General features: G+C 65.5%; 19 protein-coding genes. 9 read left to right on the top strand and 10 right to left on the bottom strand.

Annotated features, from left to right (window positions below):
- Nucleotides 1-2 precede the first annotated feature (2 nt).
- The 8 genes from tssH to GO999_RS17765 all read right to left on the bottom strand — a co-directional run bounded on the left by tssH (nucleotide 3) and on the right by GO999_RS17765 (nucleotide 9,526).
- The gene (gene tssH, locus GO999_RS17800) at nucleotides 3-2,720 is read right to left on the bottom strand and encodes a type VI secretion system ATPase TssH (protein WP_071092689.1); all 2,718 of its coding nucleotides are present in this window, start codon (nucleotides 2,718-2,720) and stop codon (nucleotides 3-5) included.
- A gap of 32 nt (nucleotides 2,721-2,752) precedes the next feature.
- A complete protein-coding gene (tssG, locus tag GO999_RS17795) occupies nucleotides 2,753-3,844 on the bottom strand; it encodes a type VI secretion system baseplate subunit TssG (RefSeq protein WP_211907053.1) in 1,092 nt (363 codons plus the stop codon).
- The gene (gene tssF, locus GO999_RS17790) at nucleotides 3,808-5,658 is read right to left on the bottom strand and encodes a type VI secretion system baseplate subunit TssF (protein WP_211907052.1); all 1,851 of its coding nucleotides are present in this window, start codon (nucleotides 5,656-5,658) and stop codon (nucleotides 3,808-3,810) included. Before tssF ends, tssG begins: the two co-directional genes overlap by 37 nt.
- Nucleotides 5,659-5,720: 62 nt before the next feature.
- Nucleotides 5,721-6,194, bottom strand: a complete 474-nt coding sequence (gene tssE / locus GO999_RS17785) for a type VI secretion system baseplate subunit TssE (protein ID WP_019719431.1) — start codon at nucleotides 6,192-6,194, stop codon at nucleotides 5,721-5,723.
- 60 nt (nucleotides 6,195-6,254) lie between these two features.
- Nucleotides 6,255-6,758: an Hcp family type VI secretion system effector gene (gene tssD / locus GO999_RS17780; RefSeq protein ID WP_011004043.1), complete on the bottom strand. Its 504-nt coding sequence runs from the start codon at nucleotides 6,756-6,758 to the stop codon at nucleotides 6,255-6,257.
- Between the two features lie 88 nt (nucleotides 6,759-6,846).
- A complete protein-coding gene (gene tssC / locus GO999_RS17775) occupies nucleotides 6,847-8,337 on the bottom strand; it encodes a type VI secretion system contractile sheath large subunit (RefSeq protein WP_011004042.1) in 1,491 nt (496 codons plus the stop codon).
- Nucleotides 8,330-8,842, bottom strand: a complete 513-nt coding sequence (gene tssB / locus GO999_RS17770; RefSeq protein ID WP_011004041.1) for a type VI secretion system contractile sheath small subunit — start codon at nucleotides 8,840-8,842, stop codon at nucleotides 8,330-8,332. The genes tssC and tssB overlap by 8 nt, the downstream gene beginning before the upstream one ends.
- 36 nt (nucleotides 8,843-8,878) lie before the next feature.
- Nucleotides 8,879-9,526 (bottom strand): outer membrane protein assembly factor BamD, encoded by a 648-nt coding sequence (locus GO999_RS17765; protein ID WP_211907051.1) that lies wholly within the window; start codon nucleotides 9,524-9,526, stop codon nucleotides 8,879-8,881.
- A 274-nt stretch (nucleotides 9,527-9,800) separates the two neighbouring features.
- On the opposite strand from GO999_RS17765, the gene tssJ reads away from it, so the two are divergent.
- The 8 genes from tssJ (at nucleotide 9,801) to GO999_RS17725 (ending at nucleotide 20,054) form a co-directional block, all read left to right on the top strand.
- Nucleotides 9,801-10,475 carry a type VI secretion system lipoprotein TssJ gene (tssJ, locus tag GO999_RS17760; RefSeq protein ID WP_071011993.1) on the top strand — a complete coding sequence of 225 codons (675 nt, stop codon included), beginning with the start codon at nucleotides 9,801-9,803 and terminating at the stop codon, nucleotides 10,473-10,475.
- 43 nt (nucleotides 10,476-10,518) lie between these two features.
- Nucleotides 10,519-11,865 (top strand): type VI secretion system baseplate subunit TssK, encoded by a 1,347-nt coding sequence (tssK, locus tag GO999_RS17755; protein ID WP_019719429.1) that lies wholly within the window; start codon nucleotides 10,519-10,521, stop codon nucleotides 11,863-11,865.
- Nucleotides 11,862-12,653 carry a type IVB secretion system protein IcmH/DotU gene (gene icmH, locus GO999_RS17750; RefSeq protein ID WP_211907050.1) on the top strand — a complete coding sequence of 264 codons (792 nt, stop codon included), beginning with the start codon at nucleotides 11,862-11,864 and terminating at the stop codon, nucleotides 12,651-12,653. The genes tssK and icmH overlap by 4 nt, the downstream gene beginning before the upstream one ends.
- A 58-nt stretch (nucleotides 12,654-12,711) precedes the next feature.
- The gene (tssI, locus tag GO999_RS17745) at nucleotides 12,712-15,504 is read left to right on the top strand and encodes a type VI secretion system Vgr family protein (protein ID WP_211907049.1); all 2,793 of its coding nucleotides are present in this window, start codon (nucleotides 12,712-12,714) and stop codon (nucleotides 15,502-15,504) included.
- Nucleotides 15,501-17,075, top strand: a complete 1,575-nt coding sequence (locus GO999_RS17740) for a hypothetical protein (protein ID WP_211907048.1) — start codon at nucleotides 15,501-15,503, stop codon at nucleotides 17,073-17,075. Before tssI ends, GO999_RS17740 begins: the two co-directional genes overlap by 4 nt.
- Nucleotides 17,072-18,130, top strand: coding sequence for a hypothetical protein (locus GO999_RS17735; RefSeq protein ID WP_211907047.1), 1,059 nt, complete (start codon nucleotides 17,072-17,074; stop codon nucleotides 18,128-18,130). Before GO999_RS17740 ends, GO999_RS17735 begins: the two co-directional genes overlap by 4 nt.
- A gap of 73 nt (nucleotides 18,131-18,203) precedes the next feature.
- The gene (locus GO999_RS17730; protein ID WP_205570663.1) at nucleotides 18,204-19,091 is read left to right on the top strand and encodes a hypothetical protein; all 888 of its coding nucleotides are present in this window, start codon (nucleotides 18,204-18,206) and stop codon (nucleotides 19,089-19,091) included.
- Nucleotides 19,092-19,109: 18 nt separating this feature from the next.
- Nucleotides 19,110-20,054, top strand: a complete 945-nt coding sequence (locus tag GO999_RS17725; RefSeq protein ID WP_118872638.1) for a hypothetical protein — start codon at nucleotides 19,110-19,112, stop codon at nucleotides 20,052-20,054.
- A 150-nt stretch (nucleotides 20,055-20,204) separates the two neighbouring features.
- Here the strand turns inward: GO999_RS17725 and GO999_RS17720 are convergent, their stop codons facing one another.
- Nucleotides 20,205-22,697 carry a hypothetical protein gene (locus GO999_RS17720; protein ID WP_071615267.1) on the bottom strand — a complete coding sequence of 831 codons (2,493 nt, stop codon included), beginning with the start codon at nucleotides 22,695-22,697 and terminating at the stop codon, nucleotides 20,205-20,207.
- Between the two features lie 441 nt (nucleotides 22,698-23,138).
- On the bottom strand, nucleotides 23,139-24,812 hold the full coding sequence (otsA, locus tag GO999_RS17715; RefSeq protein WP_019719423.1) for an alpha,alpha-trehalose-phosphate synthase (UDP-forming): 1,674 nt from the start codon (nucleotides 24,810-24,812) through the stop codon (nucleotides 23,139-23,141).
- Nucleotides 24,813-24,892: 80 nt separating this feature from the next.
- Between otsA and GO999_RS17710 the strand changes: the two genes are divergently transcribed.
- Nucleotides 24,893-25,153: a hypothetical protein gene (locus GO999_RS17710; RefSeq protein WP_139274267.1), complete on the top strand. Its 261-nt coding sequence runs from the start codon at nucleotides 24,893-24,895 to the stop codon at nucleotides 25,151-25,153.
- Nucleotides 25,154-25,160: the final 7 nt, after the last annotated feature.

The following is a 25,160-nucleotide window of genomic DNA, read 5'->3' as shown; positions in this document are numbered from 1 at the left end:
GCTCAGTTGATGCGGTATTTGAACTCGCCGGTCTTGCCGACACTGACCTTGATCTTCTCGACGCTGCCGCCTTCGGCCATGCGCGTGAGCACCGCTTCGGCGATCTCGGGCAGCAGCGTGCCATTGAGGATGTGGTCGACCGCGCGCGCGCCCGCATCCACTTCGGTGCAGCGGGCCAGCACGGATTCCACCAGCGCGTTGTCCCACTGGAACGTCGCCTTGTGGTTGGCGGCCACGCGATCGCGGATGCGGCCGAGCTTGAGCGTGATGATCTCGGCCAGCACGTCGTCGGCGATCGGGTAGTAGGGCACCACCTTGGTCCGACCCAGGAAGGCCGGCTTGAAGGCCTTGTACAGCACCGGCCGCAGCGTCTCGGCCAGGGTGTCGGCGTCGGGCAGTGCCTCGGCGGGCTGGTTCAGGCAGGCCTGCATGATGGCCGACGAGCCCACGTTCGAGGTCAGGATGATGATGGTGTTGCGGAAGTCGATGGGGCGGCCCTCGGCGTCGTCCATCTCGCCCTTGTCGAACACCTGGAAGAACATCTCCAGCACGTCGGGGTGGGCTTTCTCGACTTCGTCCAGCAGCACCACGCTGTACGGGTTGCGGCGCACCGCCTCGGTCAGCACACCGCCCTCGCCGTAGCCCACGTAACCCGGCGGCGAGCCCTTCAGGCCCGAGACGCTGTGCGCCTCCTGGTACTCGCTCATGTTGATGGTGATGAGCTTGCGCTCGCCGCCGTAGAGGATGTCGGCCAGCGCCAGCGCCGTCTCGGTCTTGCCCACGCCCGACGGGCCCGCGAACAGGAACACGCCGCGCGGCTTGTTCGGGTCTTCCAGGTTGGCCGAGGCGGTGCGCACGCGCTGGGCGATGGCGTCCAGCGCGTGGTCCTGGCCGATCACGCGCGCGGCCAGCAGCGGCTTCAGGTTCAGCACGGTGCGCAGTTCGTCCTTGACCATGCGGCCCAGCGGAATGCCCGTCCAGGCCGAGACGATCTCCGACACGACATGGCCGTCCACCTGCAGCGGCACCATGGGCGCCTCGCCCTGCAGCGCGCGCAGCTCGGCCAGCAGCGTGGCGAGTTCGTCCGGCGCGTCGGTAGCGCGGGCGCGCTTGGGCGACAGCGCCACCACATCGCTGTTGGCCGCCACCGGCTCCGCGTCCTGCGCGCCGGCCTGCGCCGCGTCGCTTTCGCGCGCCTCGCGCAGCGCCTGGATGCGGGCGACCAGCGCACGCTCCCGGGCCAGGCGCTCGGTATTCTGCGCGATGCGCTGCTCCAGCTCGGCGCGCTTGGCCTGCAGCGCTTCGAGGCGGGCATCGTGCGCCGCGCCGGCGCTCTGCTCGCGCTGCAGCGCGGCGATCTCGCCCAGCAGACGCTCCAGCAATTTCTGGTCGTCTTCGATGGCGCCCGGCGTGGCGCTCTGGCCCAGTGCCACCTTGGCGCACGCCGTGTCCAGCACGCTGACCGCCTTGTCCGGCAGCTGCCGCCCGCTGATGTAGCGATGCGACAGGCGCACGGCCTCGGTGATAGCCTCGTCCAGCACGCGCACGCCGAAGTGGCGCTCCATCAGCGGCGCCATGCCGCGCAGCATGGCCGCGGCCAGCGGCTCGCTCGGCTCGTCGACCTTGACGACCTGGAAGCGGCGCGCGAGAGCGGCGTCCTTTTCGAAATACTTCTTGTACTCGCTCCAGGTGGTCGCGGCGATGGTGCGCAGCTCACCGCGCGCCAGTGCCGGCTTGAGCAGATTGGCCGCATCGTTCTGCCCGGCCTGCCCGCCCGCGCCGATGATGGTGTGCGCCTCGTCGATGAACAGAATGATCGGCTTCGGGCTCTTCTTGACCTCGTCGATCACGTTCTTCAGGCGGTTCTCGAACTCGCCCTTCACGCTCGCGCCGGCCTGCAGCAGGCCCATGTCGAGCGTGCGCAGCGTCACGCCCCGCAGCGGCGGCGGCACGTCGTTGGCGGCCACGCGCAGCGCAAGCCCCTCCACCACCGCCGTCTTGCCGACACCGGCCTCGCCGGTCAGGATGGGGTTGTTCTGGCGCCGGCGCATCAGGATGTCGACCACCTGGCGGATCTCGGCGTCGCGCCCGATCACCGGGTCGATGCGGCCTTCGCGGGCGGCCTGCGTCAGGTCCACGGTGAACTGGTCGAGGGCCGGTGTCGCGCCCAGCGCGGCGGCGGGCGCGGTGCGGCCGTCGTCCGTCTGCACGGCCGTGCCGTCGGCGAAATCGACGGCCTGCTCCTGCTCGTCGGAGCCGGTGGTCATGCGCTCGAAATCGTGCTTGAGCCGCTCCACCTCGAAGCGGCCGAACAGCCGCGAGCCGCGTTCGGCCAGCGCGGCCAGGCTGGGCTCGGTCAGCAGCGCGAGCAGCAGGTGGCCCGAGCGGATGCGCGTGATCTGCGAATCCAGCGAGGCGATCAGCCACGCATGCTCGAACAGCTTGGGCAGATACGGCGAGAACGCCGGCGTGCGCGTGTTACCGGTCTGGAAGCGCCCCACCTCGGCCTCCAGGTCGCGCTGCAGCGCGGCCGGATCGATGCCGCTGGCGCGCGCCGCGACGGCGAAATCGCTGCGGCGGTTTTCGAGCAGCGCCAGGAACAAGTGCTCCAGGTCGACTTCATAGTTGCCGCGCGCCATGCACAGCGACGCCGCGCGCTCGGCGGCCTGCCGGCTGGTCGCGTTCAGCTTGGCGATCAAGGTCTTGAGTGGGGTGGCCATGGCGGCAAGGGCTCCAATCAGTCAGTGAAGGGTCAATGCAGCGGTGCGAGGGTGTATTGCGCGTCGCTGCGGTCGTGCTGCGCCGGATGCGAGCACAGGAAGGTGTCCCAACCGATCCGGCCGCTGTCCTGCGCGCCCAGCGTGCAGCCGGCCACGTCCTGACGCCGCAGGATCAGCTTGATTTCGAATTCGAGCGTGGCGCCGCACAGGATCGTCAGCATCTTGCGCAGTGCCAGCGCGCCGGGCGCGCCCGGCAGGAAGTTGCGGTACTGCGCGCGCGCCAGCGGGCCGACCCACACGCGCACCCGCAGGTCGCGCTGCCAGACGCGGGCACCGGCCAGCGCGGTGGCGCCCAGCACGTTGTTGGTGCCGCCCAACCGCGAATACTGCGACGGCGGCACGCGATACCAGTTGCCGACGAACTGTTCGACGCGCATCGGCGCCCGGAAGTAGTCCGCCAGCACGCGCCGCAGGTACGCCGCCGACACGGGCCGATGCCGGATCGCCGTGGCATAGCCGGCCAGCGCCTCGTCATGGACCGGCCCCGGCGTGTCGGACAGATCGCGGCGCAGCGTCCCGTCTGCGGCGCCGGCCAGCGACAGCAGCAGCGGCAGGTAATGCCGGTTGGCGTCGACCTCGTACTGGAACGGCAGGCGGTACTTCTTCCAGGCCAGGTAGAACAGCGCCGTCGCGCGGTTCGAGAAGATGTCGAAGAAGGCCCGCGCGGCACGGTCGCGCCACACGGCCTCACGCTCGGCGACGATCTCGGTGTAGCGCAGCGGCAGCGCCCCCTGAACGCCCAGCATGCCGAAGAAGGTCGGCGTGATGGCCACGGTATCGAGCACGCCGTCCTCGAGCGCCGCGATGAAGGCCGCATCGCTTTCCAGCATGTCGGGCGTCACGCGAGCGGCCTCGATGGCCTGCAGCTCGCTGGGCGGAAACGACAGCGACAGCGTGTTGCGGAAACTCACGCGCGTGGCCAGCGCATGCTCGGACACGGCGTTGCCCCGGCGCGCGAACAGCTGCTCCAGCAGCCGCACGGCCTGGAAGAACTCGTACCGGTACGGCTGCCGCAGCAGCCTGCGGATCACACCAGGATCGATTCGCCGCTGCGGGGTGCGCATCTGACCAGTTCCTTGCCGCTGCGGCGCGATACCGCAATCAGCTGCACAAAGCTGTTGATATGGACGTACAGGCCGAAGAAGTGGTCCAGCACGCGGATGAAGCGATGCAGGCCCGTGCCGACGAAAGCGTCTTCGTCCAGCGTGAGCCGGATCTCCAGCCCCCGCACAAACGTGGCGAACGGCTTGCCGGCCAGCCAGTGCGTGGCCGGCGCGTAGTCGAGGCCGACCACGCCCTCGATCTGCCGCGCCGAAATGGCGCTATGCGGCAGATCATGCAGGCGCAGCATCTCCTTGAGCGTCGGCAGCCCGTTCTGCACGAGCGACAGGTGGTTGAGCGAGAGCATCGAAATCAGCCGCCACTGCGCCGCGCGGCCGCCGCCCAGGCGCATCGACGGCGTCGGCTTGCGCAGCAACGTGATGGCGCGAGCGACGGAATTGCCTTCCATCGACAGGTCGCCGTCCGGCTGGCCAAACGCCAGCGTGGACGGCAGATCGCGGTTGGTGCAGGTGACGGTCAGGCTCAGCGTGTCGGTCTGCGGGCTGGCCGGATCGAACCGGGTATCGACGATGGAGATCTCGGTCTCGAAGCCGGGGCTGCGCTGCGCCACGAGCTCGTTGCGCCGGGCGATCCAGTAGTGGCCCGCTTGCCCGGGCTCCTCGCCGTGGTGCAGCGAGTAGAACGGGCGGAACTCGGTCACCTCTTCGTGCGCGGCGGTCTCGCGCACCAGGTGCACCTTGTCGATCGAGTAGATGTCGAAGCCGTGCGCACGTCGGCTGTCGGCCACGACCGGGTAGGCGCTGGCGGTGTGCTCGATGCGAATCGGATCGGCATTCTGCTGGAACAGGTTGACCACCGGCGTGCAATGCAGGCGCAGGTGTTCGGCCTGCAGGCCTTCGAGCAGGCGGGCAGCGTGCGAGTCGCTGCGCACGTCCTTCAGGACCAGGTGCAGCACCAGGCGGCGAACCGGCACGCCGGGCGTCAGCCCGCGCCGCACGGCTGCCAGGTCGATGTCGAAGAAATTGAATTTCTCGGCAAAACTGAAGTGCTCGGTCAGCAACCGATAGGCCGGATGCGAGCGCGCCGGGCAGTCGATCAGCGCCTCGTCTTCCGCGAAGCCGACCTCATGCAGGGGCACACCGGACAAGCGGGTCCACACGCCCGGTCGCTCGCCCTCCACGTAGGCTCCCGCGGTATGCAGGAACAGCGCATCCCCCAGCGCGGCCACGAACGACGGCTCGCCGTCCATGTAGACGCGCAGCCGGTCGAGCGGCAGGGACTCGAAGCCGCCGCGCTCGCCAACGTATTCCAGGGTCAGCGCGATCGCACCGGTCGCCCCCTTGGGCAGACTGACCGCCGACGGCGCGGACACGGCGCGCGCGTAAGTGGCCGCGGCAATCCGCACCGGCGCGAAGATGACGTCGTAAGCGGTGCGGAAACTGCACTCGACCTTGCGCACCACGCGCGAGGTCAGGAAGGTGCCACGCGGAATCTGCACCGGCGCGCTGAGTTGGGCCGCCGCGCCGCGCACATCGAAATGCACCACGGAGCACGATGGGAACGGACGCAGGTAATGGGGGTACAGGACCTCCAGCAGCGCCTCGGTGAATTCGGGGTAGTCGTCGTCCAGCTTCTTGCTGACGCGGGCGCTCAGCAGCGCGAACGACTCGATCATCCGCTCGACGTGCGGATCGTCGCAGCCGTCGCCCGACATGGCGAGCCGGCCAGCGATCTTCGGATAACGCTCGGCGAAATCGCGCGAGTACCGGCGCAGGAAGGCCAGTTCTCGTTCGTAATAGGGCAGCAGCTCTTCCATGTTGACTGGCGGTCCTGTGTCCGTCCCGATGGCAACCCGATACGCCCAGGCCGGCGGCGGCCTCAGCCGCGCCCGCGCGAGACGGAATACCGCAGCGTGGACGGCTGCAGCATCGCATCAAAGCTCACGGGCTCGCGCGCCGGCCCGACCAGCAAGACCGCAGTGATGCCGAAGCACAGCGCGTTGGTCGCCCGCTCGTTGATTTCAAGCGAGACACTGACGTGCTGCAGCCGCGGCTCGTGCCGCTCGATCGCCTTGGTGAGCGACTGGCAGATGTAATTGCGGTCGTAGAAGCTGGCGAGGCTCAGGCCCGCGAAATCGTTCAGCCCGTAGGTCAGCAGCGACCGCTTGCATTCGGGCAGGCTCTGCAGGTCGTCCTCTTCAAAGACGATGCGCGTATTGAGCAAGGACTCGATATCGCGCGCCACCGTGCTCTTGAGCTCTTCCAGCGAAAGCTGGCGCAGAGCCGTCGGCATGGGCGCATGCGGCTCGTCGTCGAAGAGCTTGTCGAGCAGGCTGGGTTCGAAACCTTTCATGCGTAAAAAACAAGACGCCGCAGCGCGGTGCTGCGGCTGGTCTTGTCACGGCAGCAAACGTTAAACCGAGTAGGTCTTGTCGTTCTTGGTCAGGCTCCAGGCGCCCTGCGAGTTGCCGCCCTGGCCACCGGCGCTCTTCTGCTGGGTGTACTTCCACTGCACGGCCGCGTAGCGCAGGCTGAACGTATCGGTCGGGATGCCCTCGGCAGCCACCTGCGAATCCACTTCGCTCAGGATCGCGTTCTTCAGCTTGACCTCGAGGTACTTCACGCGGTTGCCTTCACCGTCGGCGCGGAAGAACTCGATCGTCACTTCACCGAAGGTCGTGCCGCCCGAAGCGTGCTGGTACAGCAGCGGGCTGACCACGTCCAGGTCCTTGGAGAACACCATGTCGCGGTGCTCGCAACGCTCGGCGGTATGGCCGCCCGCGGTCGAGGCCGTGGCCGAACGCGGCTGGATGATCGACTGGGACCAGCTGTTGACTTCGATCCACTCCTTGTGATCCTTGTCCTGGGACTCCCCCTTGATGGCCGGGCTGTCGAACTTGACGTAGATATCCTTCATACTGAGACCCTCTTATCTGATAGGTTGTTGGTACTGCAATACATGACGAGCGGTTAAGCCCGAACATTCCCCCCCGGGGAGAGTCCGGTCAGGAATTGGTTGGCTTCGGCAGGTCCGCCACCAGCCGCAGCGAGATCGACAGTTCATCGAGCTGGAAGTGCGGCCGCAGGAACGCCACCGAGCGGTACGTACCGGGCTTGCCGGGCACTTCGGACACCTGGATCGAAGCCTCGCGCAGCGGGAACTGCGCCTTCTGCTCCTGGGTCGCGTTGTCGTCCAGCAGGACATACTGCGAAATCCACCGGTTGAGGAAGGTCTCGACATTCTTGGCCGACGCAAAGCTGCCGATCTTGTCGCGCATCATTGCCTTCAGGTAGTGCGCCACGCGCGATACCGAGAAGATGTACTGCAGCTGCGCCGACAGCACCGCGTTGGCATTCGCGCTGTCGGTGTCGTACTTCTTGGGCCGCTGCACCGACTGCGCGGCGAAGAACGCGGCGTAGTCCGAGTTCTTGCAGTGCACGAGCGGGATGAAGCCCAGGTCGCTCAGCTCCTTCTCGCGGCGATCGGTGATGGCGATTTCCGTCGGGCACTTGAGCGCGATTTCGCCGTCGTCGGTCTTGAAGGTATGCGTCGGCAGGTCTTCGACCAGCCCGCCGCCTTCCACGCCGCGGATCGCCGCGCACCAGCCGAAGTCTTCGAATGCGGCGGTCAGCCGCGCGCCGAACGCCCAGGCCGCGTTGCACCACAGGTATTTGCTGTGGTCGGTGCCGTCCACGTCTTCGACGAAGTTGAAGCCCTCGACGGTGGTGCCGTCCTTGGGGTTGTACGGCAGCCGGCCCAGGAAGCGCGGCATCGTCAGGCCCACGTAGCGCGAATCCTCCGACTCGCGGAACGACTTCCACTTGGCGTATTCGACCGTATCGAACACCTTGGCCAGGTCACGCGGCTTGCCCAGGTCGGCAAACGACTCCAGGCCGAACAGCTCCGGCGACGACGAGGCGATGAACGGCGCATGCGCGGCCGCCGCCACGTGCGACATCTGCTCGATGAAGTACACGTCTTCCGGCTGGCGCGTGACTTCGAAATCGCCGATCAGCGTGCCGAACGGCGCGCCGCCGAAGGTGCCGAACTCTTCTTCGTACACCTTCTTGAACAGCGCGCTCTGGTCGAAATCGATGGCCGTCTTGAAGTCGCGCACGAGATCGCGCTTGGTGGCGTTGAGCACCTTGATCTTGAGCATCGTGCTGGTCTGCGTTTCCTTGACCAGGTACGACAGGCCGCGCCACGTGCCCTCCAGCTTCTGGAACTCGGGCGTGTGCATGACGGCGCTCAGCTGCGACGAGATCAGGCGGTCCAGCTCGGCCACGCGGGCATCCAGCGTGGCCGACAGGTTGTCGGACACCACCACCGTGCCCTGCAGCACCTGGTTGACCAGCTCGCCGATGATGTCCTTGGCGCGCGCGTGCTCGGCGTCCGACTTGGCGACGCGGCTCTGCTCGACGATCTCGTCGAGCAGGTTGACGGACTCGGCTGCCGGTGCGCTCTGCGCGAGCGCGGCGGATTGGTTGTCAAGCATCCTCACCCCCATCCGTCTTGACACCCAGCTTCTGCAGGGCCTCGGTGTTGTTCAGCACCTCGGACAGCAGGTCTTCCAGCTTGTCGTTGCCGGCCAGCTTGTTGCGCAGGTCGGCCAGCTTGGAGCGTGCCTCCAGCAGCTGGCGCAGCGGCTCGATCTGGTTCACCACGGCTTCCGGCGAGAAATCCTCCAGCGAGCGGAACTTGAGGTCGACGCCGAAGCGGCCGCCCTCTTCCGTCAGCGTGTTCTGCACCTGAAAGGCAGCGCGCGGCTCGGCCGCCGACATCACGTCGTCGAAGTTGTCGCGGTCGATGTTGACGAACTTGCGGTCGCGCAGCTTGGGCTGCGCCACTTCCGACTGGCCCGACAGGTCCGCCACCACGCCGACCACGAACGGCAGTTCCTTCTGCTCGATCGCATCGCCCTTTTCAACGTCGTACGTCAGCTGCACGCGCGGGGGGCGCACCTTCTGCAGACGCTTCTGCACACTTTCTTTCTTAGCCATCACGTTCCTCCGCTCATGTGGAACCGGGGAAACCGATCAACGCAGCGCGCCAAACGGATCGGCGCCGCCGCCGCCGTTGCCGGCAGCGGGCGTGGCGGGCACAGCCGGGGCAGCCCCACCGTGGTTGGCGGCTTCAGTCGTTGCCGGCGCGCTGCGCTTGACCACGCGGGCGCGGCGCGGCTGTGCCTTGGCGGCCTGCTCGGCCGGGAACAGGGCCTGTTCGCCGAGCGTGTCGCGCAGCATCTTGGCCAGCACCTGGGCATCGGTCCGGACGTCGCCGGCCAGCGCGCTGTCGGCACGCAGCTCCTGCAGCGAGCGGCGGGCAACGCGCAGGCCGCTCACGGCCAGGATGCTCTTGGCCTGGCGATCGCCGTTGTCGCGCTGCAGCGCCTCTTCCGCCGCCAGGATGGCCTGCGGATACTTTTCCGAGCCGAACTGGATCTGGGCGATGCGCACCCACGGCTCGTCGCGCGTCGGGTTGGCCTTGGCGATCTGCTGGTAGAGGTCGATGGCCTTGTCCTGCTGGCCGCCCTTGGCCGCAGCGTCGGCCTCCGACATGCTCTTGCCGAATGCCTCGTCGCTCTGCGGCCCGGAGGTGGTCGCGCAGCCGGTGATCAGGGCGGCGGAACTGGCCAGCACGGCCAGGGAACGGATAACGCGGGAAGTAAGCAGGAAGTTGGCCACGGCGAGACTCGTCAGAAGTTCAAAGCGGTGTATCGAACGCCAATCAAAATGCGCGAGAATTGGCGCGTTATATGTTGGTCTTGACTGGCGCGAAATAGTACACTCCGCTCGCTGCGATTGACAACCATTAATCAATTATTAAGAAATCGAAACATTTTGCCGATTATGTTGGCAGCGGCAATTATTAAGAAATCGAAACATTTCAATCGATCTTTTGGCTTGGCACCGCATCTTCAAGCCAACCCAAGAGAATTAGACATTCAAAAAATCTGGCATGAAGAATATTGAATTCAAGGCTACGACAAGGCTGCCGGGCTGCGGCAGCCCGCGCCGCATCGCGACCGGGCTCCAGCGGGCAGTCGCGGGGATGGCCGTGATCGCCCTGACCGCCTGCTCGACCGGCGCCAGCGTGCTGGCGGGCGCCGCCAGTGGCGCGCTGGAGGCCGTGGGGCTGAAGGCATCGAGCGTGCCGGACGCGCAGAAACCGCCCCGCGAGGTTCCGCTCAAGCTGACCGCCGGCGCCAACCTGAACGCGGCGACGGACCGCCGCCCGGTCGCGCTGGTGGTCCGGTTATACGCACTCAAGGATCCGACCAGTTTCCTGCAGGCGCCGTATGACACGTTTATTGATCCGGCGCGTGAAAAACAAACGCTCGGCGCCGATCTGGTCCAGGTCCGGGAAATGACGCTGATTCCCGGCCAGCGCTACGAATTCTCGGAAAAAGTCTCGCGTGAAGCCAGTACACTGGGCGTTGTTGCACTATTCCGCAGTCCGGCCGCCCAACGATGGAAATTCGCTTTTAATGCGGAAAAGAATGAGAAAAGCGGCATCATGATCGGATTGCACGCTTGCGCGATGACCCTGACCACGGGCTCGCCGACCACCCCCGCCGGCAGCGCGCCGCTGTCCGACCTGAACCTGCTTTCGCCGGCAAGCTGCGGCGGCTGATCCGGCAAGCCCAAGCACCTGCACCAGCACAACAAGAGCCAACGTGAGCTATTCCGCCAAAATCCTCTGGGGCGAAGGGCTGTTCCTGCGGCCCCAGCACTTCCAGCGCCAGGACGCGTACCACGAGTCCCGCCTGCATGCGACCGCGCAGATGATCCAGCCGTACGGATGGGGCATCCGCCATGCGCAGTTCGACACCGATGCCCTCGCCAGCGGCGTGCTGCGCGCGACCGAGCTGTCGCTGTTCTTTCCGGACGGCGAGCTGTACTTCGCGCCGCAGGCCGATACCCTGCCGCCGCCGCTCGTGCTCGACGCCATCCCGGCCGGTGTGTCGGAGCTGACCTTCCACCTCGCGCTCTATCCGCTGCAGGACAGCGGCGGCAACTACCGCGAGCAGCCCGAGGGCACCACCGTGTCGCGCTTCGTCTCCACCGAAGCAGAAACGGCGGACCTATTCACCGAGGCCGAGTCCGCGGCCATCACCTACCTCAAGAAGTCGGTGAAGCTGGTGGCGGACACCGAGCCGCGCGACCAGTTCATCGCGCTGCCCATCGTGCGGGTGCGCCGGACGGGCACCGGCGGCTTCGAGCTGGACGACAGCTTCGTCGCGCCGAGCCTGTCGATCAATGCGTCCGCCGTGCTGTACGTGCGCCTGCGCCGGCTGCTGGATGCGCTGCAGGCCAAGGTCAACGCGCTGTACGGCTTCCACCGCGAGCCGACCAAGAACATCATCGAATTCCGCTCGGGCGATATTGCATCGTTCTGGCTGCTGCACACCGCCAATGCCGCCTTTGCGGCGCTGTCGCACCTCTATCACCACCCGGACCTGCATCCGGAGCGGCTGTTCCAGGAGATGCTGCGCCTGGCCGGCGCACTGATGACGTTCACCAAGAGCTACACCCTGGCCGACCTGCCCGCCTACGACCACGACAAACCCGGCCCGGTGTTCTCGCGGCTGGACACCATCGTGCGCGAGCTGCTCGATACCGTGATCTCCACGCGCTACTTCGCGATCGCGCTGGAGGAGACGCGGCCCTCGTTCCATCTCGGCCGGATCGACTCCGGCAAGATCGACGACAAGACCAGCTTCTACCTCTCGGTGTCGGCCGACATGCCGGCGGCGGAACTGGTGGAGGCGATTCCCGCGCGCTTCAAGGTCGGCGCGCCGGACGACGTGGACAAGCTGGTGCTGTCGTCCATGCCGGGCGTGCCGCTCACCTACACGCCGCAGGTGCCGCCCGCCATTCCGGTGCGGCCGGGCGCGTGCTACTTCGCGGTCGAAGCGCGCGGCATGCTGTACGAACGCATGCTGCAGGCCCAGACCATCACCATCTATGCCCCGGCCGGCATCCGGGAACTCAAACTTGAACTCATCGCGGTGACTTCATGAACGCTACCACCACGCCTTCGCTGTTCGGCGGCTCGGCCGCCCCCGCCGGCAATGCCGCGGCCGATGCGCGCGAATCCAACACGCACGTGCGCACGCTGCTGGACCTGCTCTACGATGGCTTCTTCATGCTCTTCCAGCTGCGCAACGGCCAGCAGCCGACCAGCGCGGAAGACTTCCTCACCCGCGTGCGCGCCTTCCTGGAAGATTTCGACCGCGGCGCCAAGCGGCTGAACGTGTCGGCCGAAGACGTGTTCGACGCCAAGTACGCGTTCTGCGCCGCCGTGGACGAGACCATCCTGTCGTCCAACTTCTCCATCCGCACCGCCTGGGAGCGCCGTCCGCTGCAGCTGGAGCTGTTCGGCGAGCAGCTCGCCGGTGAAACGTTCTTCATCAAGCTGGAAGAGCTGCGTGCCCACGGCGCGCCGCGCCTGCAGGCCCTGGAGGTCTTCCACATGTGCCTGCTGCTGGGCTTCCGCGGCAAGTACATCCTCGAAGGGCCGGAGAAGCTGGCCTACCTGACCGCCCGCCTGGGCGACGAGATCTCCGCCATCAAGGGCAAGCGCGCGGCCTTCGCGCCGCACTGGCTGCTGCCGGACAAGGTGTCGCACCGGCTCAAGCGCGAAACGCCGCTGTGGATCTTCGGCGCGGTCTTCGCGCTGATCGCGCTGCTGGGGTACATCGGCCTGTCGTCCACGCTGCGCGCGAAGACGAACGAAACGCTGGAAGGCTATTCGCAGGTCATCAAGCTCGGGCCGCGCTTCTCGCACCTGACCATCTCGCTGCCCTGACGCCGCTGGCCATCGCACCACCCGCTGAACCGCCCAAAGATTGCGCGACGCCGTTCCGATGAAGTCACCGTTCCCCCTGCCGGCCGCCGTGCCGCAAGCCGTCCTGGGCGCGCTGCTCGGGCAGCAGACCCGCCAGATCACGCTGGAGACGGCGCTGACCTCCGACAACCTGGTGGTGGAACGCTTCACGGCGCGCGAGGCGGTGTCGGCATCGTGCGTGCTGCAGGTCGATTGCCTGAGCCCCCTGGCCAACCTGGATACCGCCCAGTTGGCTTCGCAGGAGGCCACGCTGCGCCTGATGCTCGCCGACGGCAGCCGCCGCGCCTGGCACGGCTACGTGACCGACTGCGCGGCCCTCGGCGGCAACGGCGGGCTGGCGCGCTACCGCCTGCGCATCGGGCCCTGGCTCGACCGCCTGCACACCCGCCGCGACTGCTTCGTCTACCAGGACAAGACAGCGCTGGAGATCATCGAAGACCTCTTCGCCGATTACCCCGTCGCCCACTACAAGCTTGCCGTCAGCCAGCCGTGCGCCAAGCGCTCGATCTGCTGCCAGTACCGCGAGACCGACTACGACTTCGTGATGCGCCTGCTGGCCGAGGAAGGCCTGTCGCTGCGCATCGAGCACGAGCAGGGCGACGCGCGGCGCGACGGCAACGCGCAATCGCGCCACTGCGTCGTCATCTTCGACAACGACGCCGAACGCCCCGCCTGCGCGCAGCCCGACATCCGCTTCCACCGCGTCGACGCCACCGAGCGCGAGGACGCCATCGAGCGCTTCTCGCAGATGCGCACGGTCGGCACCAACGCCGTGACCGTCTCCTCGTGGAACTACAAGGCCCTGGCCGCCACCGCCGCCCAGGCCAGCGCCAGCGACCCCGGCGGCGAACTGCCCGCGCTCGAAGCGTTCGAGGCCGCCGGCCCCTATCGCTTTGCCGATGCCCAGGGCGCCGGCCGCGCCGCGCGCCTGCGCATGCAAGCCCACGAGGGCGCCTACCTGCGCTACCTCGGCCAGGGCAGCGTACGCCAGCTCGGCCCCGGCCAGCGCTTCACGCTCACCCAACACTTCGACACCCGCCACAGCCCATTCGTCACCCTGTCGGTCGAGCACGAGGCGGCCAACAACCTCGGCGCCGACCTCGCCCGGCTGCTCGGCACCACCGACATCGAATCGGGCCGCTACCGCAACCGCTTCGTCGCCGTGCCGGCCGAGGCGCCGATCGTGCCCCCGTACCGCCACCGCCCCACCGCCCCCGAAGGCCAGGCCGCCACGGTGATCGCCGACGACGGCGCCCCGCTCACCACCGACCGTGACCACCGCGTGCGCATCCGCTTCCCGTGGCTGCGCGCGCCGGCGCTCAACGCCTTCGCCGAACCGGCCGGCAGCGACCGCTCGCAGGTCACCGCCTGGGTGCGCGTGGCCACCGCCTCGGCCGGCCCGAACTGGGGCGCGCACCACCTGCCGCGCGCCGGCACCCAGGCGCTGCTGACCTTCGTCGACGGCGACATCGACCGGCCGCTGGTCACCATGCAGCTGCACAACGAGCAGGACGCGCTGCCCTGGCCCGCCGCCGACGCGCCGCTCGGGCAGGCGCTGTCGGGCTGGCACTCGCCGAGCCTGGGCGGCGACGGCTACAACCAGTGGGTGGTCGACGATCACCCCGCGCAGCTGCGCATGCGGCTGGCCAGCTCCACCGCCGGCAGCCAGCTCAACCTCGGCTACGTGGTCTCGCACGGCCCGACCGGCGGCGAGCGCGGCGACTGGCGCGGCACCGGCGCCGAACTGCGCACCGATGCGTGGGCAGTGGTGCGCGCTGGCGGCGGCCTGCTGCTCTCGACCACCGCGCGAGCGCAGGCCGGCGGCACGCTGCTCGATATGCACGAGGCGCGCGGCCAACTCACGGCGGCACAGCGCACGGCTCAGCGCCTGTCCGACGCGGCGGCCAGCCAGCAGGCGCTGCCGCTGTCGGCCAACGCGGCCTTCGACCCGCTCACGCAGGCCATCGACCCCGCCCAGGACGGGCACTACCCGAGCAGCGTCAACGGCCAGGACGCGGTCCAGCCGAACCGGGCACCGGTCGACAAGTTCGCCCAGCCGCTGCTGGTGACCGAATCGCCCGCCAGCATCGCCCTGGCCTCGCAGGCCACCACCACGGTCTACGCGGGTAGGCACCTGCACGGCACGGCGCAGGGCGACTGGCACCTGGCCGCCGGCAACGTGGTGGCAGCCGCCGCGGCCCGGGGCGTGAGCCTGTTCGCGCAACGCAACGGCCTGCGCGCCATCGCCGAGGGCGGGCCGGTCTCGATCCAGGCGCATACCGATGCGCTGGCGGTGCTGGCGGACCAGGCCGTCACCGTGATTTCCTCCACCGAGTCGATCGAGATCCTGGCGCAGCGCAACATCGTGCTGCGTGGCGGGGATTCGGTGATCCGGATGGAGGGCAGCGCGATTACGTTCGAGACGATCAAGCTGAGTGTGAAGGGGGCGGGGCATCCGCTCATCGGGCCGGGAGGACAACCGGCGGAGTTGCCTGGGTTGCCCTCCTCTGCCAATCAACCGAATTGGATCGCCATGAGCCTGCTTGGTTACGAGGGGCAGCCAATGCGCAATATCCAATACGAGCTTGCATTCGCCGACGGAACCAAGCGGACAGGACGGCTGAACGGCTCAGCGGAACAACGCGAAGAAGCCGTGCCATGGGGCGAGGCTACGCTGACATACAAGAACAATCCTGCAGCCAAGGACGTGGCTCGCCCTACGCTGGATGACCTCCTTGCCGCCACCGAGCCCCTCATCCGCGAAGAAGAAGCAAAACCGAGTTCGGACAAGACGAACATCACCACCGTATGAGCAGCCAACAGCAGACCGAAGAAGCATGGGCCATCGTTCACGGCCAAGCCAAGCCGGAAGACAAAGGTGTAGGGCTGTGGCTCTGGGAAGCCATTCAGGGTGACTTCAATGACGATCGATCCGCCGGGCAAATCGCTGCGGACATGGTGATTTCATTGATTCCGATCGTTGACACGATCTGCGATATCCGCGACCTGTGCGCCAACATCCGTGCGTACCGCAAGGATCCGAACAACAAGCTGGTGCTGTTCTTCATCGCGCTGACCGTTGTCGGCTTCTTCCCGGAAATCGGCTCCGTGGTCAAGGGCGTGGTCAAGATCGCTTTCGTCTATATCCGGAAGTACCTCAAACGCACCGAAGATCTACTGGATGCGACCAAACTCGGGCAGGCCACAAACCGGGCCCTCGACGCCGCACTGCCCAAGATTGCCGAGTTCCTCAGCAACTCGAAAGTCGTCAAGTGGGCAACAAAGGAAGGCGTGCCCGACATCTTCAAGTTCTGCTCCAAGAAGTTAAACGAGCTTGCCGACACGGTGAACGGCTCAAGACTGAAAGCTCAGTTCCTGGAGGCTGCCGACAAGATCGAAACGCTTCTTGGACGCCTGAAACATATCGTCCCCGCATCAACGCGGGAGAAGCTCAATGACTTCCTGGACTTCCTCGGCAAGAACAAACAGTCCATTGCCTCCAAGCTGGAACAATTCACGGCGCCGATCCGCACGATTCTCCGCGTGACAGCCAAACGGCTGGACGACCACGCGTGGATTGCGTTCACGCAGACGCACAATAAGGGGTGGATTGCGCCGATGAGTCAGCAAGGGGCTGCTCAGTTGATGAACAAGCATCCGCCCAAGTGGGTGCGGTTGGGCAAGGAATTCCCCCACCCAGCGCCAACCCCAAGGCAGGCCGAGGTTATCCAGGCGGAGCTCAACGTGAAAATCACGAAATTGCGTAATGCAAACCAGCCAGCCCCGCCCTCGCTCTCCCTAGATGTGATTCAAACATTTGAGCGTGACAAACTTGGACCTGCGTTAATCAAAGGCCCTACCAAGCTTTACCGAATAGTGGACCCCACAAACGCAGCTGGAGGCATTTTTTGGGTTGACGAGAAAACCTTTCACAGCCTGAAAAATCGTGCGGAGTGGCGAGAGAAACTAGCTGTCAAACCCGAATGGAATCAGAACGGGCAATACGTCGTTTATGAGGTCCCGGCTGGTGAGACTCTGGCTGCGTGGAAAGGTCCGGCGGCGTCGCAAGCACTGGACGGTACGCCTTATCACCTGACGGGCGGCACCGATCAGATTGTATTTTTTCCCGCCCAAGACAAGCTTGCCCCCACTAAACCCCGCATCAATGCTGAGACTGGACAACCTCTACCTGGGCGGAATGGGCAGCCCGACACTCGTGTCGAGTGGGAGGATGTAACCGGCCGTAAGGTGCAAACTGTGCTGCGTGACAAAGCAGCGGATTCTCATGTCAAAGGCCCATTCGAGACCGGCTGGGGCTTTGCGGATTGGGACCAACAGGAAGCCAAGAACATCCTCCTCTCTTTACCCGACGACATTCAATGAGCACGGCCAACCTGAAGCCCTACGATGTGCCACGCAATCTGGATCAAGATGCGTGGTTCCTGTACCAGACCACTTCGATTCCCTACTACGAACTGTGCGCCCGCCTGTGCGAAGAGTTCGCGGAGTTGTACAACCGATTCATTACCGGCCATGGACTGCACGGCGCCGCACGGCTCGACTATTGGGTCTCCCGCTACCTGACGCATGCTGAGAACATCCGGCGCGGCATCGGGTTCATCAAGCATGGCGGCGACTACATGCCGATGATCGACTACCTGAACGCTCCAGCGACGGATTTCCGTGGCCTCGTCGAGCAGCCGTTGGGTTGGATGAGCGAGGAACAGCGCGAACAGTGGGACCACTCCTTCCAGCGACTGAGCTATGCGTGTGGCACAGGGACCCCCGTATTGCGCAACAACCTGACGAAAGGCAGGCATTGGCTAAATCGGGCATCCATTGGTGGAGATCGAGTCTATCTCGAACGAGACGATAGCGATCCGGGGGACACTGCCGATGCAATCCGCCATGCGAAAGAACATGGACTGCTGTCCCCACCAATCACCTTTCCGAAACATCCTATTGATGCTGCGCAAAAAGCGCATCCCGGTTCCGTCTGTCCACGCACTGGCGTATGGGTGCCCAAGCAATGGCTGGATGGTGCGAATGACTTCAGCCTTGCATTCTGTGTCCAAGGACAGCCGATGCAACCTGCATATCAAATGCATTGGGGTAAGCCATACGATATTTGGGCAGACTTCCCGATGCCCGACGATGACGATGCGGAAGAGCGGTTGATCACTCCGCTCGAAACAACGGCTGTAGATACAACGTGGTATTTCGTATTACAGCCTGCTGCTCACGCGGCGCCTGCGGATCATTTACCTCTGCGCTGTGAAGCAGGGCAAGCGTGCCCAAAGAGCGGCTACTGGATAACGCCTGCCAAATCAGGCTCCCGCCGTTACTTCCAACAGGGAACACCAATGCCGGAGGTTATCTCGGACTACGGCTCGACAATATGGCAATGGGATAGCGATCAATCCGATCCAAAGCTTTGAAGGCATTGGACAACAAACCCGATGCCGTATCGAACAACAAGCCTCGCAGGAGCCCAACCTGAAGCCCTACGATGTGCCACGCAATCTGGATCAAGATGCGTGGTTCCGGTACCAGACCACCTCGATCCCCTACTACGAACTGTGCGCCCGCCTTTGCGAAGAGTTCGCCGAGTTGTACAACCAACTCATTACCGGCCACGCACTGCACTGCGCCGCACGGCTCGACTATTGGGTATCCCGCTATCTGACGCACGCTGAAAACATTCGCCGGGGCATCGGGCTCATCAAGAACGGCGGCGATTACATGCCGATGATCGACTACCTGAACGCTCCAGCGACGGATTTCCGTGGCCTCGTCGAGCAGCCGTTGGGTTGGATGAGCGAGGAACAGCGCGAGCAGTGGGACCAAACATTTCGGCGGCTGAGCTACGCGTGTGGCACGGGGAGTACTACGTTACGCAACAATCAGACCAAAGGAAGACTATGGCTGGATCGCCCATCGAATGGAGAGCAACGCATCTACCTCGATCGGGATGACAGCCATGCAGGTAACTCTGCCGAGGCGATCCAATATGCGAAAGAGTACGGAATCATGTCTCCGCCGGTACCCTTTCCGCTGCATCCTATTGATGCAGAGGAAAAGGTGAACCCTGGCGCCCCTTGTCCACGCACTGGCGTATGGGTTCCCAAGCAATGGCTGGACGGCGCGAACGACTTCAGCCTTGCATTTTGCGTCGAAGGGCAGCCCATGCAGCCAGCGTATCGGATCAAGGGCCTTGAGCTAAACAATCCCTTCGCCGGGTTCGACGAAGAAATGGCCGCCGAATATGAGGCCATCGCCACCGGCTCGCCAGTCACAGAGGCCGTCGATACCACTTGGCTCTTTGTGGAGAAACCCGGAGCACAGCCGGCTGCCCAAGCTGACGAACAACGTGAATCCAAAAAATCTGCCGCCCAATGACGCGATGAGAGGCACCCAATGAGCGCGCCGCTTTATCCGCAGGAAATCTACCTGCTCGAACGCTACACCTCTGTCGAGTACTTCGGCGCGATGCGCGATGCTTGGCAAGCCATGGTCGATCACGTGGAGGACTGCTTGGCCCGCTTCATGGCAAAGCTGCCCGCCGACTATCGCAGCCGTCCCTTGCCCCTACAGCCGGACATAGCTTGGGGGCAGCGCGTACTGCCGAATTTCCGCCAGACGGCCCTGCACCTTGACGACTGCTTCATCCGGTTGACGCATCACGACTACAGCGCACTGCTGGCCGTCGGCGTGACTGGCGGCGTGAGAGGTCAGAGAGATTTCTCCTCAGACTGGCTCGACGAAGTGCAGTCGGATGCTGCATTTCGCTATGAGGAGTTGCTGTACCGAGCCAATCAGTATGCGTTCAATATCGACAATACCGCCGAGGCTGGGTGGTTGACGAAGCGCTTGTCCACTGGCTACAACGCTGACGCTCGAGGCCCACTGGATGCGCCGGCCGCCTGGCCATGCTACGAACTCGACCCGCAACTTCAGATCCACACCGATGAAGTGGTCACCGAATCTGGCATCTATCTCCCCAACCTTGACGACTCCGCCGCCCAGTTCCTGATTGCGGGCCTGGAAGCTCCAATGGCCAAAGTTGGCTTCAACGGCCAACAGTACATCTCGAAGGCTCCCGCACTCTGGACCCGCGTGCGCCGCGTGGAGGGCGCCACCGTCGCCGATGGCCTCGCCGACCTTCTTCCCCAAAGCCGCCATCGCCCGTCCGGACGCGCGCCTGGCGGCGATGCCTGCCCGCGCAGCGGCTGGTGGTTCACGCCTGCTGCCGCCAATTCACGCCGGCACTTCCAGCAAGGCGACGTGATGCCAATCGTCACCTCCGACTACGGCAGCACCATCTGGCAATGGGATGCCGATCAGGGCGAGCCGAAGCTGTAGCCGTGCCCTATCGCGCTGGTCGGATTCCGAGCGGAATGTACAAATCAGCGACTGGCCCGACACGGATAACGCGGCGCACTGAACCATGAAATGCCCAGGCACATGGGCGCAGCACTTATTCCCCGCGCCAGTGCACAGCATGAACACCGCTCACCCCACCGCCTCAGCATCAACGCCCAAATGCTGCCGCACCGCCGGGTAATCGTAGAGCGCATCTTTCATAGCCGAGATCGTGGGCGCACGCTTGCCTGCCGTCTCCGTGCGCGGCAGGCGCGCCTCGACCAGGGCATTGAGCGCGGAGCGCAGGCTCGCCCTGGCGTGGCGCAGCTCCCCCTTGGCAAGGAGCAGGTTCTTCAAGCCAACCGGCCCACTGGTCAGGCCGTGCTTCAGGGCCTGGCCGACCAGTGCCAGTTCGTCCCGCTTGGAATGGACGTGCTGGCGATAGCCAGCCGTGGTGCGCAGGTCGACGCTGCGGTTGTCGGCGCGGAAGACCCATTGGTCCTCGTGCGCCGCATAGGTTTCGCTGCTGACCCGCAGTTCCGACATCAGCTTCTTGTTGTAGGCCTTGCTCATGCGGACCTCGCCCGTGGCCGCGGTGAAGACCGTGCCGCCCACCACGCCGGCGCCTACCGCGGCCACCTCCGGTGCCGGCTGCAACGCGCCGGTGTTGCCCTGCGCATCGTGCGTGTAGAACGCATCGATGGAGGTGATCGCGTCGACGATCGGCAAGGCCGTCCCGGTCGATAGGCCGCCGTGGAATGCCTGGACGTAGCGCTGCACGATCTGCGCGCCCTCGCCCGGTTTGCGAAGGCGTGCATGGCGGTTGGCCTTTTCGAGCTGGTTCAGGTCGTCCAGGCACCGCCCGATCAGGCTGTCTGCGGGGATGCTGTGCCAGCGCTCGATGTCGAACGACTCGAAATGGCCGGCATGCTGCTTCGCCTCGTTGATCCGATGCTCCAGATCCCCCCGCCGTTGCTCCAGCTCCCGCAGTTGCTCGCGCTGCGGCACGAGTGCGCGCGCGGGCCTGCCCGTACGCCGCTGCGCGTCGATCTTGTTCTCCTGCTCAGCGATCTTGTTCCCAAGCTCGGCGTGCTGGCGCATCAGTTCGCCGAGCCCATCCTCATAGACCTCCCGGATGGCCGCGATCTGTACCTCGGGCTGCGTCATGAACGAACGCCGCAGCGCGGGCTCGGACACATGTTTCGGCTTCAGGTCTATGAAATGGATGCGCGCCGCGTCCTCCTTGAGGAAATCCCCCCACTTGGTGTTGGCGCGCAGGTTGTACCGGTGCTTGGAGCGCCGCTCGTCGAGGTAGCCCGCCCCCCATTGCAGCGGGATGGTGGCACCGATGATCGCCGGCCCGGCGATCTGCCCGACCACCGGAACCGTTGCCGTGACGACCGCGCCCGTGGCCGCCACGCCGTTGACCGCCATGCCCCAGCCCTTGCTGTAGGTCTGCGTGCGGTTCAGGCCGATGCGGCGGCGATACTGGCGATCGGCGACGTTGTGCAGCGCCAGGAAGGCGTCCACCAGGCGCCCCAGCGCCTGCGGGTCGGTGCGGTGGGCGAGCCTGAAATGGCGGATGGCCTCATCGAGCTGCCCGCGCTTTTCCTTCGCCGATTGCACGATGCGGCCCATGTCGTCGCTCCTGTCGATCTGCGGCGCGACCACGGGCAGCCCGCCGACGCGCTTGAACGCCTCCTTGACGTCGGTGATCGAGCGCAGGCTGCCGGTCAGGGCGGGGTTGATGACGTTCGGCGGCAGTTCGTGCGACAGGATCTTGACCCCCTTCTTGATCCCCTTCACCACGGCCGACGTCGCGTGCTTCACGCCGGGGAGCTCCGACACCCCGATGCTGATGCCGCTGGCGACTGCGCTCACGACGCGGCCGGCCACGCTGTGCAGGCCCTCGTACAGGGCCGCCTTGTGGATACCCTCGCGGTATTGCTTGACGTCGATATTCAGCGCGGCAAGCAAGTGGTGCTGCGCGAGGTCGGTCAACTGAGTGCGGCTGTAGCGGTGCGGGTGCGCTTGCACGTCGACGATCAGATCGTCGACCGGCTTGTCGAGCAGAGCCTGAAAGTGCCGCTCGCTGGCCGGCAGGCGCGGCAACCTTGGCGTGAACCGCGCCAGGTTGTTTTTTTTCTCGCAATAGATCTCGGCCGCGCTACGCAGCTGGATGGCCGTGAGCGCGCGCTGAAGGTCCAGCGGCCGGTGGATGGCCGCCTGATAATCGCCCAGCAGTTCCGACCGCCGGGCGCTACCGGTGGGCGCCGGGCCCTGCGCCACGCGGCCCGTACTGTCCGCGCTGCCCACGCCGCCGGACAAGGACACGCCGGACGCAGCCACGTCCGGTACATCCGGTACATCCGGCACCGACATGGGCGCCATGCCTCCCTGCGAAGCGCTGCGCGGCAACGTGGCATGGCGGCGGAGCATGCTTTGCGCACCGATGTCGGACAGCGAGCGACCGACGCGGCCGCCGTGGCCTTTATCGGCCAGGATCCGCAGGTCGGGGCTGGCGGTCCGTGGCGCCTGCACATCGCTGCTGCGGCGGGGCGAAGCCTGCTCGCCGGCCTCGGGCGGCGATCCATCCGGCGCGGAGATCGGGGCCGTATGGGTGGGGAGTGTTTTCGGGATCATGGTGGTCGCTACGTCCTGGATTCGGAACTGCCGATGCGAAAACAATGAAGGCCTTCGCCTTCGCGCCATGCGCTTTGCATTCGTTGGTGGACGTAGTGTGCGGTTGCAGCATGCAACGATTCCTGCCCGTACCGAAAATGTGCTCGCATAAACGAACGTCATCCGCCGGCGCAGTGGAAATTTGTGATATGCGGTTTTCTCATATCGATAGCGGTTTTGGGTTGCGCCGTGGTTTTGCTGTGCCCATTGGGGTATTACGCGGCCGGCTGATGTGAGGTCGTAGACGTTCCTCTTCGGTCTCCAGGAGAGATTCGTACCTTTCGTGCGGATTCAGGCGGTTTCGTTGGAAAGACGGCGTGTCAATCCATGGCTTGCCAAGCCTCCGATCACGATCCGGCACGGCCAGCCGCGCGGCCGGATGCGACGCGCGGGCACGGCCGGCTACGCCTGCGTGAGACCCCCATCGGACGCGCCGGACACGGATGCGCCCCCGGCGTCCGGGCGAGTGTCTTCGGCGCCCTCGGGGCCAGCGGGCCACGGCGCGCAGGCCAGCGCCTTCAGGTAGTTGTCGCGCCACCACCGCAGGTCTTCGGTCTCGATATTGCGCATCAGGCCGGCATGCCGCGCCTTGCGCTCTTCGAGCGGCATGGACAGGGCCTGCGCGTAGGCATCGGCGGTGGCGGCCCGGTTTTTCGAGGGAACCAGCAGCGCGTCGCGCAGTTGCGAAGCGGCGCCCGCGCCCCTGGACAGCACCAGGACGCCGGGGTCCCTGGCGGCCTGCGCGGCGACGTATTCCTTGGCGACGAGGTTCATGCCGTCCGCAACGGGCGTGACCACGCCGACCCGGCTCATCCGGTACAGCTGCGGCAAGGCGGTGCGGTCCACCGACTCGCTGAAATACATCACCGGCGTCCAGTCGCCGGTGCCGAACCGGCGGTTGATCTCCCGCACCAGCTGCTCGGTCTTGTCGCGCAGCCTGGCGTAGGCGGGAATGCTTTGCCGCGTCGGCGCGGCGATCTGGACCAGCGTGACCTTGCTGCGCATGCGGGCATGCGTCTGCAGCAATTGGCGAAACGCTTTCAGGCGCGTCGGGATGCCCTTGCTGTAATCCAGCCGATCGACGCCGATCATCAGCACGCACCTGCCGGCCGCACCGCGGACTTCATCGATGACGGCCTGGGACGCGGGGCTCGGCACCAGCGCGCGCAGGCTTTCGACATCGATGCCGATCGGGAAGGCGTGGACGCGGTCATGGCGGCGCTCGGACTGCGCGGCGATGTTCTCCGCGTCCCAGTACCGCTGGAGGTTGAGCACATCCCGGGGGCTCTGCATGCCGACCAGGTCGTACGACGCCAGGGCCCGCATCAGTTGCCGATGCTGCGGAATGCGCCGGATGACGTCGGGCGAAGGCAGCGGAATATGGTTGAAGAAACCCATGCGCTGCGTGCAGCCGAGCGCGCGCAGCGCCTGCGCGAACGGGATGAGATGGTAGTCGTGGACCCACAGGATGTCGCTGTCCCTGAGCATGGGCCGCAGATGGGACGCAAGTATCCGGTTCACGGCCTCGTACGCCTTGAAGTACGCCGGATTCAAATCCGCCCATTTCACCCGCTCGTGGAAGATGGGCCAGAGCACCGAATTCGAGAACCCCGCGTAGTAGCCCTCGTAATCGGTCCGGCCGAGATCGACCTGGGCCAGCGTCGTGCGCCCGAACGGCTCGGTCCGCACGCAGGCCGTGTCGGGTTCGTCGACCGTCTTGCCGCTCCAGCCGAACCATAGTCCGTCGGTGTCGCGCATCATGTCGCCCAGCGCGACGGCGAGCCCGCCGGCGGCGGGCCTCTGCGGATCGATCAGGCGGTTGGACACCACGACCAGCCGCGGCCGCGCCTCGGGCGTGGCCGAAACGTCGGAGGCGCAGCGCCGCAAGCGCGCGGCGCGCAACTCCTGTGAGCGCGTGCGAACGGGCGGCGACGGCAATCGCTCGAATTGCGGGTGGCGCGAGCGCGGCCGGCTGGCCGGTTGGAAAGGATCGGCGCGTTGGGCTTCGCCGGCACCGGGCGTGTCGGGGATCGCCAGGGAAGACGTGCCGGCTGGCGTGGAAATAATCGGGCGCATTGCGTGTTCGTATTGCCTTTGGTTGTGGTTGGTATTCCGGCCCAGGGGCTGGCCGGGTGCGGGCTGGCAACGCGCTGCCGATGGATGTTCGAATCCTTGCAGCGTCAGCACCTGCCTTTCTTTTGATGAATCGGACGGACACCGTCATGGGGGCTTTCATTTCAAAATCATTATCAGATAAACAAAATATAATTTTCCCGCCCACAATAAAATCAAAGTCCCGCCCAAAACATAATCAACAACATAATCAACAACAAAGCGGCGAAGACGATATATCCAACCTCAACGAATCCTCAAATCCGGTGCGAAAGATTGCTTTTCCTTGCGAAGCGGGCGGTTGAACGGCAG

The sequence above is a fragment of the Ralstonia nicotianae genome, assembly GCF_018243235.1.
In the GTDB taxonomy this organism is placed as follows: Bacteria; Pseudomonadota; Gammaproteobacteria; order Burkholderiales; family Burkholderiaceae; genus Ralstonia; species Ralstonia nicotianae.
This window is presented reverse-complemented; position numbering and strand designations above follow the sequence as displayed.